The organism is Baaleninema sp. (assembly GCF_049974805.1).
Classification (GTDB): domain Bacteria; phylum Cyanobacteriota; class Cyanobacteriia; order Cyanobacteriales; family Geitlerinemataceae; genus Baaleninema.
On sequence record NZ_JBNGCO010000124.1, the window covers coordinates 1 to 12,594 of the forward strand.

The following is a 12,594-nucleotide window of genomic DNA, read 5'->3' on the forward strand; positions in this document are numbered from 1 at the left end:
TTCTTGTTCGTTTTCCACCCCCCGGCTTTTGATAACTTTTTCAGCAAACCCTAAATACCTGTTTCTTAGGCTTAAGCGAACGACTTCCTCCGGTTGTGCGTCGCTTCACCACCCCCCAAGCCTTCGGCTATGGGCGGAGTACTGCGACGGATCTTGGTAGAGAGGATGGGGAGAGGGGGAAATGAGACGATCGAGAATTTCACATCATTACATCCTCCAATCCTGACTCTTCCCGCTTCCCTGACGAAGCATCTCCTCCCGAACGCCCATCAACGCGGCTTTGACTGACTCGAAATCGCGGGCGACGCGATCGAGTTGGGCTGTCAGGCGGTTGAGGTGTCCCGAAGTGGCTTCTCGTTCGATATCGGCACAGAGATCGGACATGGATATCGCGCCCACCGTGGCGCTGGTGGACTTGAGGGTGTGGGCAGCCCGTTGCAGTGAAATACCGTCCTGACTGGCGATCGCCCGTTCCATACTCGCCAACAACCTGGGAACCTCCTCGAGATAGAGATCGATCGCCTCGATGAAAGTGTCCCGATCGCCCTCTCCCAGCAACTCTTGCAACCTCTGCAACGCCTCTACATCGAGGCTTCCGTTGACATCTGAAGCGTCCCCTCCCAACTTCTCGTTGGACTCCTCGTCCTTGGAATTAGACGACGGCGACGGGGGCGCAGCCGAAACCATCTCCCCTCGAATCCGCTCACACTGGGCGAGAGCCTGCGCCAATTGTTCGGCACGAATTGGCTTGCTCACGTAATCGTCCATTCCCGCCGCCAAACAGACCTCGCGATCGCCCTGCATCGCGTTCGCCGTCATGGCCACGACACGCGGTTGAGGAAACGGAATCTTCACCGAACCGTTCCTCAACCGCCGCGTCGTCTCCAACCCATCCAACTCCGGCATCTGCACGTCCATCAACACCACATCGTAAGGCTGTCGCTGCAAGGCCTCTAGAACCTCCAATCCGTTCCCCGCCACATCTGCCCGATAGCCCATCCGCTCCAAAATTCGCAACGCCACCTTTTGATTGACGGCGTTATCCTCCGCCAACAACACCCGCAACGGCGATCGCGCCACCGTCGAAGCCTCCCCAGACTGCCCAGTTCCGCGAATCTCCGCCAACGCCTGCGGGCGGGGACGAACCCGCTGGGGCTGTCCCCCCAATACCTCGATCAGCACGTTAAACAACTGCGACTGCTTGATGGGTTTGCTGAGAAACGCCGCAAACTGCAACTGGGTCCGCTCCCCCACCTCCGGCTTTCCAATGGAGGTAAACATCACCAGCGGCAACCCCTGCCCCTGGGGGAGCGATCGAATCGCCTTGGCCAAGCCCACCCCGTCCATCTCGGGCATCTGCATGTCCAACACCGCCACATCGAAGGTTTCCCCCCGCTCGAACCGCGCCAACGCCTCTCGTCCAGAAGCCGAGGCATAGGGCTGCATTCCCCAACATTGAGTTTGGCGGGTCAAAATTTGGCGGTTGGTGGCGTTGTCGTCCACAATCAAAACGCGCCGGTTCGAGAGCTGCCCTTGCTTTTGCCTCGAATCCACCCAGGTCGAACTGGGCAGAACCGTGGCGCGAACCGTGAAGTAAAACGTCGATCCCACGCCCACCTCACTTTCAACCCACATCCGACCCCCCATCAACTCGCACAGACGGCGACTGATAGCCAGTCCCAACCCCGTACCGCCGTACTGTCGCGTCGTGGAAGCGTCCACCTGAGAAAAGGGTTGAAACAGCCGGTTCCGGCGGTCTTCCGGAATGCCGATGCCCGTATCCCGCACCGAAAACAGCAGTTCCACGGCTTCTTTGGAGTCCTCGTCCGTCTCTGCCAAAGCACTTTGTTCCCTTGACGCGAAGGTGTCGCGCACCGAAACCGACGCCACCACCTCTCCCGACTCCGTAAACTTCACCGCATTGGCCAGCAAATTCACCAACACCTGCCGCAACCGCGTCACGTCCCCCGAAATCGCCGTCGGCACTTGAGGGTCGATCTCACAAATCAACTCCAACCCCTTCTGCGCCGCCTTGGCCGCCAACAAATCCAGAGCGCCCTCGACACAACTGCACAACTCAAACGGATGTTCCTCCAACTCCAACCGTCCCGATTCAATTTTCGAGAAGTCTAGAATATCGTTGATAATCGTCAACAGGGCGTCGCCGCTGGTGCGTATCGTTTCCACGAAATCCCGTTGGTCGGGGGTCAACTCCATATCCAACAACAGCCCTGTCATCCCGATCACGGCGTTCATCGGCGTGCGGATTTCGTGGCTCATGGTGGCCAAAAACTCGCTTTTCGCCCGGTTGGCCGCCTCTGCCGACTGTCGCGCCCGTTCCAACGCTGCGTTTTGCTGAGAAAGTAACTGTCGCTGCTTCGTTTCCGCTTCCAACAACCGCGCCTGGGCTAGGGCGATGCCCACCTGGTCCGCCACGGACTCCACCAACTCGATTTCCTCGGCCGTCCAACAGCGGAACCGGACGCACTGGTGCAAGCCAATCAAACCGTTGACCGTCCCCTGATAAGAGGTACGAACCGCCAGTAGAGACTTGAGACCGATTTGGCGAGCCCAGGATGCCATCGACTTCAACAGCGGGTCTTCGTAAACGTTGTTAGCAACCAGAGCGCGATCGCTCTCCAACAACCGCTGCATATGGGGATTGTCTGCCACCGATACCTCTAACCGCACGATCGAATCGCAATTGCGGCCCAGATATTCCGCCACAAACGGCGCTCGCGGAGTTGGGTCTTCACAATAAGACTGAAGCAAACAGCGATCGACCCCCAACGCTTCCCCCAACAGCGTACAAGTCACCTGGAAAATCTCCTGACTGTCCAACCTCGAGCGAATGTCTTGAGTAATCCGCTTGAGCAGCATAGACCGCTGAAATGCCCGTTGCAGCTTCGTCCCCGCGCGATCGCGCTCGATTTCTCCCCCCACCCACTGCGCCATCAAACGCAACAGCTCTCGATCGCCGGTTGAGAAAGCCGTCGATCGCCCCTTGGGACTGGAAAAACCGATGGTTCCGAACAGAGCGCCCTCGACGAAAATCGCCGTTCCGATATACGCCTCCAGGCGGCGACAGCGATAAGCTTCAGCATCGCACCAGGGGGACTCGGACATCCGTTCGATCGCCACCACTTCACCCTCTCCAGCCTGTAAGCTCTCAAAAACGATGGCATCGTAAGTTCGGCTCAAATCCAGAGAATCTCCTTTCATCGGCACCAACACCCCATTGCTGTCCGGCAATCGAACCGACAGCAACTCGTAGCGATCGCCCTCAATCCGTCCCACCGTCCCCACGTCCAAGCCGAACCGCTGACAGCCCATTTCCAACATCCGCCCCAAGCGACCGTCGAAATCCAACTCTCGATCTGCCGTCACCTCGTACAGGGCGCGAATCGTCGCCTCGCTGTCCCGCAACCGCGCCTCAGCCTGTTCCCGTTCCCGCAGTTCCGTTTGCGCCTGCGCGTAGAGTTCCGACTGTTGAATGGCAATCGCCAGTTGAACGCTCAACTGACGCAACAATTCCACCTCCGACTCCTTCCACTCCCGAGGACGGCGGCAGTGATGGGCGATTAACAACCCCCACAATTGCGGTGTCTTTTCTGGAGACTCCTGCGTGCCCTTCCTCTCCTGCGCCTGAGAAGGATCGCCGGCCGCTCGGTTGCAGCAGTACCGGCACCACCAAATTCGCCCGAACCTCCAACCCTTCCAACAACTCCACGTGACACTGCTGTAACTCAGCCTCGTAAATATCGGCAATGGTGCGAATCCGACCGTTTTGATAGGGAGAAAGATGGGTCGTCCCAAAACAGGGATCGTGAATATACCGCCCGAGAATCTCCAAACATCCCGGCACTACCGCCTCCACCAGAACGCGACCGCCCCAATTCTCATCGAAGCGGTAAATCGCCACCCGGTCGGTCTCGAGGAAATCTCGCACCTCGTCAACAGTAGTTTGCAGCACCGCTTCCAAATCCAAAGACTGGCGAACCCGCTGAGAGAGTGTCGCCAGGAGCCGTTCCCGACGAAGCTGTTGTTCCAGAGCGTCTTCAGCGTACTTGCGATCGCTGATATCCTCGGCAATCCCCACCACCCGATACACGGTTCCCGCCTCGTCCGTCACCGGAAACGCGCGATCGCGAATCCACCGCACCTGGCCGTCGGGACGCACGATGCGATATTCCTCGTTGTAGGTGCCGAGGGGTTGCTTGGCAAAGGCCGCCACCACGCGATCTCGGTCTTCTGGGTGAATGGCTTCGACAAATTCCAGGGGACTGGTATAGACCGTCTCCCGCGACATCCCCCAAATCCGCTCGTAAGCCGGGCTGACGTACAGCATTTTCTGTTTGCGGGGGTCGGTCATCCAAAACACGCTTTCGATGTTTTCGGCGAATTGGCGGAACCGTTCCTCACTTTCCCGTAGGTTTTTTGTGGCTTCGTGGGTTTCCGTCACGTCGCGACAGGCACAGACCAGAACCCCATCTGGGGTCAGAGAAAGGGAAACCTCCTCGAAGAAACAACTCCCGTCCTTGCGTTTGGCGATCGCTTCTCCCCGCCAATGTCCCTCTCGCACCAACACCGGAAAAACATCCCGTTGGAACCGGGCGATTTCGGTTTTGTCGTAGAGTAGCTGCCAGTGTTTCCCCAAGAGTTCCTCGGGTCGGTCGTAGCCAAAAATTTTAAGGTGGGCGTCGTTGAGATACAAATACTGACCTTCGGCGCTCAAAATGGCGATGCCGTCCATGGCCGATTCCACCGCCAGAAGTTGTTGTTGCAGTGTTTCTTCGGTGGCCTTGCGTTCCGTCGCGCTCGCCCCCGTGCCGCGAAAACCGACCACCTCACCAGCTTCGTCCAGCAGCGGCAGTCCGTTCACTTCTTCCCATACGAGTCCGCCGTCGGGGGTTACGTCCCGATGCTCGAACTTAAAACTGCTTTTGTTTTCGGAAGCTTCTCGCACGATGGCTTCAATGCGAGAAATATCCTCTTGATGAATGAATTCTAAGGGACTGCGGCCGAGGAGTTCTTCTCGACTATAGCCTTTGACTGCTTTAACGCGCTCTGTGAGGAAGGTATAGGTGAGGTTGGCGTCTACTTCCCAGAGGTATTCTCCTGCTGCTTCGGATACGTCGCGGAACCGCTGTTCGCTTTCCCGTAGGGCGGCTTCGGACTGTTGGTGTTCGGTCAGATCTCGATCAATATTCAGGGTTTCCACCACCGCGCCGTTTTCGTCTGTGAGGGGAACTACGAGTTTTTCGCAGATACAGCAGGTGCCATCCTTGCGAGTCAACTGCACCCGTCCTCTCCAGCGGCCGGTTCGCAGCGCCACATCGCGAATATCTTTGGCGAAATTGTCCCGGTCTGGATACAGTCGGTCGAGAGACTGTCCGAGCATTTCGGCTTTACTGTAGCCGAAGAGGATTTCAGCGGCGGGGTTCCAATCTACGATCGCCCCGTCCAAGTCGGTGAGGATGACAGCATCGTAGAGGTTCTCGAGGGTGAGGGCTTGGCGGCGCAGCTGGGTTTGCAGAAGGGCTGTTTGTCGATCGAGCTGGGCTTGGGTTCGTTGCTGTTGTTGGTTGGCTGCGGCCAGGCGTTCTTCGAGCTGTTGTTGGTTTTCCCGCTGGCCATCGACCTCAGAGCCGGGGACGAGACTCAGCCAAACGGGCAGGTGGGGAACGGCGGAACCGAGAGCCACCAGCAGCATCGACGCCCCGAGGAGTTCGATCGCCCCCGACAGCCAGAACTCCGGATGTTCCAGTCGCCACCAATCGACTATGCGTCCGATGCCCAGTATTGCCAAAACTGCCGCCACCAGCCACCACAACAGGGATTGGGGGCTGTTTCTGCGATGGGTCGAGAGGACGATCGCCCCTGCAAGGAACCCGTATGATAAGGCGATGGAGATATCGGCCAGACCGTGAAGCCAAATCCAGGGTTCGCTCGCCATGCTAGAACTTCCGGATTTCGACAACATCACGAGAGTCGAGACCGACAGAGCGAACGAACTCAAAGCAAGCATAGGAAACCAAAAACTGACTGTAAAAAGACGGCAAATCGGCGATACACCATTGTTGTGGGAATATTGCCCGTTACTATCGTGACATATTCATTCGGTTTGAGTTCCCGCAAAAATACGGATAGGGCAGTTTATTTAACGATATTTCGATAAATTTATCTAAAACAAGTCGGTTTCCGCCGAATTATTGTCATAGGATTCCGCTGAAGCCTCGTCGGACGGTTCTTCGTCCCAATCGTCATCGATCGCTTCGGCGTCCAACACGATGGGGGGAACGCTGTCGTTTCCGTCGCTGCCGTTGTTGTTCCCGTTTTCTTCGCCCACATCCGGATGACTGGGAATCGCTTCTAAAATCGCGTCGAGAACTCGCGCCACAGGAACCAGTTTCAAGCCCAAATCCGGAGGATTTTGACCTCGAGGAACGATCGCCCGCTTGAATCCGAGTTTTGCCGCTTCCCGCAACCGCAACTCCAACTGCGACACTTGCCGCACTTGTCCCCCCAAGCCCACTTCGCCGATGAGGACGGTATGGGGATCGACGACGCGATCGCGAAATCCCGACACCACGGCGATGGCAATGCCCAAATCGGCGGCGGGTTCTTCGACGCGAATACCCCCCACGGAAGCCACATACGTATCTAACTTCGACAGGGGAACCCCGACTCGCTTTTCTAACACGGCGAGGATTTGTTGCAGGCGACTGCTATCGACTCCCGTGGCACTGCGGCGGGGCGAACCGAAACTCGCCGGACTCACCAACGCCTGCAACTCCACGACGATGGGGCGCGTGCCTTCGCAGGCGACGATGGTAGAGGTTCCCGACACCGTTTCGTCGCGACTGCCTAAGAAGAGTTCCGAAGGGTTCGCCACTTCCCGTAAGCCGTTGGACACCATCTCGAAAACGCCGATTTCGTGGGTGGCGCCGAAGCGATTTTTCATGGATCTCAGCAGGCGGTGACTGGCAAAGCGATCGCCCTCGAAAAACAACACGGTATCTACTAAGTGTTCTAACACTCGCGGACCGGCGATCGAGCCGTCTTTAGTCACGTGGCCGACGATGAATAAGGTAATATTTTCTCGCTTCGCCACTTGCATTAAAGCTGAGGTACATTCCCGAACCTGTGCCACAGAACCGGGGGCAGAGGTTAGCGACGCAAAATAAATCGTTTGAATACTGTCGATAACGGCTAAATCTGGCTTTAAAGATTCTAATTCCCGTAAAATAACTTCTAAATCAGTTTCGGGAAGTAAGAAAAAATTGGCTTCAATTTCAGAGGCCGAGGGATTTTTCCCGGTTTCATCGGTGGGAGAGGGGGAGTCTGAGGCGGATTGGCTATGATTTTCTAACCTTTCTAAGGATTTCCCACTTCCCGACTCGCTCTCCGAATCTTCCTCTTCCTCGTCCATCGTCGCGGCGAGCAACCGTTGCGCCCGCAACTTGACCTGTTGTCCGGACTCTTCTGCCGAAACATAAAGAATGCGGGTACTTTTAGCTAACTGACTGGCCGTTTGCAACAACAGCGTCGATTTTCCGATGCCCGGTTCGCCGCCGATGAGAACCAGAGAACCGGGAACGATGCCCCCACCGAGGACGCGATCGAGTTCGCCGTATCCCGAAGGCGATCGCGTTACGCTGGCGTCGGCGATTTGAGAGAGTAACACCGCCGCCCTCGGCTGTCCGTCAGATTTCTCGGCCGGCTTTCCCGCCTTGAGATCCCGATTCCAGGCCGCCGCACTGACAGGACGCCCGGAGGCCAACACCGTCGGCGTTTCCGTTTCACTTAAAGAATTCCAAGTACCGCAGTTCGTACAGCGTCCGAAGTACTGCGGAAACTCAGCCCCGCATTCGTTGCACACATAATAGGTTCGAGACTTAGCCATAGTAACGGCGACGGCGTGCCTTCAATCGTTAAAAAACCCTGAAAGATAGCCCAGCAAAGGATTTCAACTGAGATTCGACCGCTCGATAGGGTAGTATCTTAATGTAGAGTAGCAAAATTTAACGATCGATTTACGTTAAAGGGGTTTGAAGGACATTGGATAGTCAAAAAGAAAAAATTCTCGTTGTCGATGACGAAGCCAGCATTCGCCGTATCCTCGAAACGCGCTTGGCCATGATCGGTTACGACGTGGTGACAGCAGCCGACGGCGAAGAAGCCCTCGAGACCTTTCGCGACGCCCATCCCGATTTAGTCGTTCTCGACGTCATGATGCCGAAATTAGACGGCTACGGCGTCTGTCAGGAACTTCGTAAAGAATCGGACGTTCCCATCATCATGTTAACGGCTCTCGGCGACGTGGCCGATCGCATCACCGGCTTAGAATTGGGCGCCGACGATTACGTTGTCAAACCGTTTTCGCCCAAAGAACTTGAAGCCCGGATTCGATCGGTATTGCGTCGAGTCGATAAAACCAACAGTTCTGGAATTCCCAGTTCCGGCGTCATTCAAATTAACAACATTCGCATCGACACCAATAAAAGACAGGTGTACAAAGGCGACGAACGTATCAGACTCACGGGAATGGAATTTAGCCTGTTAGAGTTGTTGGTGAGTCGTTCGGGCGAACCGTTCTCGCGCTCGGAAATTCTTCAAGAAGTTTGGGGATACACTCCCGAACGTCACGTGGATACTCGCGTGGTAGACGTTCATATTTCCCGGTTGCGGGCGAAACTCGAAGACGATCCGAGTAATCCCGAACTAATTTTAACGGCTCGCGGAACGGGATATCTATTCCAACGTATTATCGAACCGGGTGAAGAAGCTTGAGGAGAAGGGGTGATGGAATGAGGGGGTGATGGGATGGTGAAATCCTGTCTGTAGGGGCGAACGGTGTTCGCCCTGTAAGGCTCTTGGTATTCTAAGCGTGCCAACCCTCCCACGATCCTAAGAGAAGCCTAAGTCTCAATTCCCAAGCGTTCCGTTCCCAACTGTTAGTTCCAGAGTCTTCTTTGCCGATTCTCCATGTCTAAATCTGATTCGACGGTGGTATTGCGACGGTTGCCGATTGTTGTCGGTGCGCTGGCGGGAACGCTGCTGTTCGCCAACCGACTGTTAACCCCCGCCAGCGAACTGACGAGTTGGCAATCTCGATCTGATGCGGTGGGAGTCATTATCAGTGCGCTGTTAGTGTTGACGGGGTTGTTGTGGCAGCGGGTTCAACCCGTTCCCCCCGAAGCTGTGATTCTCGAAGGAGAAGAAGGGTTCGAGTTGGCCGAGGATTTGCCAGAAGTCGTCAAAACAGAGTTGGCGTGGGCGTCTCATTTGCTGCTGACGAATACCGTTACGAAGTCGCTCGTGGTGTGGTATGACGATCGCGTGTTGTTACGTCGTGGTGTCTTGAGTCCCAATCCCCAGGTCAAACCTGGCGCCATCGTCGAACGGGTGTTAGACAAGCAAAAACCCGTTTATTTGGTGAAGCTCGATCTCTATCCCGGTAAAGTGGAATTCGATTATTTGCCATTTAACACACAAGGTTTAATTTGTCAACCTCTCAATAGAAAAGGGGTGTTAGTGTTGGGAGCGAACGCGCCGCGCAGCTACACGCAACAAGACGAACGCTGGATTGAAGGCATTGCGGAGAAGTTAGCCGCGAGCCTCGAGCGCGAACTCTCATCGGCCTAATGCAGCGTCGCTTAAGGGATCGTCAAAAATCGGTCGGAGGCGCGATCGCGGTTTTCATCGTCCTCGCAGTGGGGGCGGCGTTGCGGTTTTGGCACCTCGATCTCAAACCCCTGTGGCTCGACGAAATTCTCACGGCCGGTTTGAGTTTGGGACGTTCGGCATCAGAAGTTCCCCTCGATCGCTTCCTGCCCGTTACAGAATTGAAAGGGTGGTTTTCCCTGGCTCCCGACGCCACCTGTGCCGACATCAGCCACACCGTCGCCACCGAATCCACCCATCCGCCGTTATATTTCTGTTTGACGCATCGTTGGTTGCAGCAGAGGCCGCCGAGTTTCGAGGATTTGACGTGGCAGTTGCGATCGCTCCCGGCGGCCTTCGGCGTATTGGCCATCGCCGCCATGTTCTGGCTCGATCGCCTAGCCTTTTCCTTCCGCACCGGACTCGTCGCCGCCGCGTTAATGGCAGTCTCCCCCTTTGCCGTCTATCTCTCCCAAGAAGCGCGACATTACACCCTGCCGCTGTTTCTCGTCACCGTCGCCCTGGGGGGACTCGTCGAGTTCGCGCGACATTTCGTCGAAGGCAAACCTCTCCCCCGAGGCACTCGTTGGGGATGGGTAGCCGCCAACACTCTGGGACTCTACGTTCATTATTTCTTCGTCGTCGCCTACGCCGCACAATTAGCAACATTGGCGAGCGTCGCCGCGATCGACTGTCGTCGGGTCACGAGGTGTGTTCCCATGCGGCGAGGGTGGGCAAACTGGGCAACTTTCTTCGTCCCCGCTGTACTCTTTCTCCCCTGGTTGCCCCAACTGCTGAGCCACCTCGATCGCCCCGAAACCGACTGGTTCAAACCCTTCGAGCCGAGTTGGACGGACGGTTTCGCGCCTCTAGTGCAAACCCTGGCCAGTTGGGTGGTGATGGCGATTTCCCTTCCCGTAGAAAACCAACCCCTTTGGATTGCCGTTCCCCTGGGCGTTCTCATGGTGGCGTTTAGCCTATGGTTGGGGTGCGTGGCGTGGCGGGGATGGCGCGATCGCTGGCGGCGAGACGATGGACGACTCGAACTGTTAACCCTGACGAGTTTCACCGGATGGACGCTCGTCGCCTTCGGCGCGATCGTCTACGGCTTGGGTAAAGACATCACCACCGCGCCGCGATACCACTTCCTCTACTATCCCGGCTTTTGTGCCTTACTCGCTGCGGCGTTAACGTCCCGAAAGGCGCAGCTTCGCCGAGGGGGAATCGTAGCGATGGTGGGATGGCTCAGTTCCATTTTGGTCGTTCACAATCTCGCCTTTCACAAACCCTATTATCCCCGTCAAATCGCTCGGAGCTTCAACGTCGAACCCCAGTTACCGTTAGTGACGGTCGTTGGATATCAAAACTTTCAAGAAATCGCCTTGGGCTTGAGTTTTGCCCTCGAATTACCGCCCGCATCTGAATTCGGCTTGTTCGATCGCGCCTCGGGATACGAGAGACTTTGGCAAAACCTCGAAACCCTCTCTCTCTCGACCGTTCCACCCTTTGAGCTGTGGGTTGTCGCCCCCGGACTCCGACAAGCCGAATATCCCGACACCTTAAATTTTCCAGAGCGTCTCTGTCAGCGAGATATCAGCGAATATCACCGCCTCGGCATTCCTTACCAACGCTATCGATGTAGCCGCGATTTTTCTGGCTGACTACAATAACTAACAGAGCCGTCAATCCAAAACCTCAAGTTCGCCCCTCTCTTACCACTCTTGAAACCCCCTCAATTCCATCCCTTACCTCTCCCTGCAATTTTTCTCACCTCTCCTCAACTGCCTATTTTCCTCCGCCATCATGCCTGTTAAAAAATCCCACTACGAAAGCGCCCTCGCTCATTACTGCGAAACCCACGCCGCCGTCGAATTATTGCGGCAACACCGCCCTTATTTTGAAGCCATCCCCAGCTTGCGCCGCCCCGACGAAAGCGCGATCGTACTGCCGTTTCCCCTCGTCCGCTTGCGAGAACCCATTACCCAATCGGGGTTGAACGGTTTGAACGTTCGAGCGGGTGAAACGGTTTGTCTTCCCTGCGAATTGGGGATGTTCATGTGCGAGCCGGACTGGAAAGTTAAAATCGGCATCGAAATCTTTATTTTCATCCACCGTCCCCACGAAGACTTATCTGATTTGCTGCTCCGATGGCGACAAACCCAAGTCTTGCTCGATAAAGGATACGAGTGGGTTATGCCCCACCGCTACCGTCATATTTACGGCGATGCGGCTCAGCGGATTTTTCCGCTGTTCGTGTTGTTCGACGAAACTCCCGAACGCATGGTTCGAGGTTTGAACGGTGCTGCGCTACCCTTCGTCATCGAACGTTCCGATCGCAGCTCCAGCGATTTGGAAGAGGAAGTCTTTTCCGCCGAAAGTCCCCACCTGTAGGGTGCGTGACTTGAAAAATCGGGGGTAACTCGTCCGAGCGATCGCTCCTCACGCACCGCCAAGGGACTTTTCTGCAAAAATCGGGGGTAACTCGTCCGAGCGATCGCTCCTCACGCACCGCCAAGGTATAGCTGAAAGAAGCACACTGCCCCCCCATCGGAGAGTTCTGGGTTGGCCAGCCAAGGGCAAGGTCGGCATTGCTTCGATCTCCGTCTCCATGTTAAAATTAGGCCGTGGCTGCTGTCTGTCGGATAGCGATGCCGGCCGTCTCAAAAGACGGGTTGCTCGAGGCGTTTTCGTCTCGGGTTTGGTGTCTCTAAACTGAGACGGAGCCACTCAACGACAGTTGAATGCGGACGTGGCGGAATTGGTAGACGCGCTAGATTTAGGTTCTAGTACCGCAAGGTGTGAAGGTTCAAGTCCTTTCGTCCGCATCGTGAATTTCTTATCGTGAATTTCTTTTGGAGTCCCCCGTAGGAGTCTTTCATCGAAAATTTTGGGTTTGAAACCCCGCCCTTCTAGGGCGGCTTTACAGTA

General features: G+C 56.0%; 6 protein-coding genes, 1 tRNA gene and 1 pseudogene. 5 read left to right on the forward strand and 3 right to left on the reverse strand.

What is annotated here, in order from left to right; translation table 11 throughout:
• Positions 1-207 precede the first annotated feature (207 nt).
• The 3 genes and pseudogenes from ACP5D4_RS18465 to radA form a co-directional block, all read right to left on the reverse strand.
• Positions 208-3,597, reverse strand: a complete 3,390-nt coding sequence (locus ACP5D4_RS18465) for a response regulator (protein WP_428013087.1) — start codon at positions 3,595-3,597, stop codon at positions 208-210.
• A gap of 88 nt (positions 3,598-3,685) precedes the next feature.
• A pseudogene (locus ACP5D4_RS18470) lies at positions 3,686-6,028 on the reverse strand (PAS domain S-box protein); the annotation flags it as partial.
• 156 nt (positions 6,029-6,184) lie between these two features.
• Entirely contained in the window at positions 6,185-7,906 is a 1,722-nt protein-coding gene (gene radA, locus ACP5D4_RS18475; protein ID WP_428013088.1) for a DNA repair protein RadA, read from the reverse strand.
• A 155-nt stretch (positions 7,907-8,061) separates the two neighbouring features.
• On the opposite strand from radA, the gene rpaB reads away from it, so the two are divergent.
• The 5 genes from rpaB to ACP5D4_RS18500 all read left to right on the forward strand — a co-directional run bounded on the left by rpaB (position 8,062) and on the right by ACP5D4_RS18500 (position 12,491).
• Positions 8,062-8,793: a response regulator transcription factor RpaB gene (rpaB, locus tag ACP5D4_RS18480; protein ID WP_428013089.1), complete on the forward strand. Its 732-nt coding sequence runs from the start codon at positions 8,062-8,064 to the stop codon at positions 8,791-8,793.
• Between the two features lie 195 nt (positions 8,794-8,988).
• Complete coding sequence (locus ACP5D4_RS18485) at positions 8,989-9,648, forward strand: cofactor assembly of complex C subunit B (RefSeq protein WP_428013090.1); 660 nt, start codon at positions 8,989-8,991, stop codon at positions 9,646-9,648.
• The gene (locus ACP5D4_RS18490; RefSeq protein ID WP_428013091.1) at positions 9,648-11,327 is read left to right on the forward strand and encodes a glycosyltransferase family 39 protein; all 1,680 of its coding nucleotides are present in this window, start codon (positions 9,648-9,650) and stop codon (positions 11,325-11,327) included. Before ACP5D4_RS18485 ends, ACP5D4_RS18490 begins: the two co-directional genes overlap by 1 nt.
• Positions 11,328-11,469: 142 nt before the next feature.
• On the forward strand, positions 11,470-12,057 hold the full coding sequence (locus ACP5D4_RS18495) for a hypothetical protein (RefSeq protein WP_428013092.1): 588 nt from the start codon (positions 11,470-11,472) through the stop codon (positions 12,055-12,057).
• A gap of 352 nt (positions 12,058-12,409) precedes the next feature.
• Positions 12,410-12,491 (forward strand) — tRNA-Leu (locus ACP5D4_RS18500).
• Positions 12,492-12,594 lie beyond the last annotated feature (103 nt).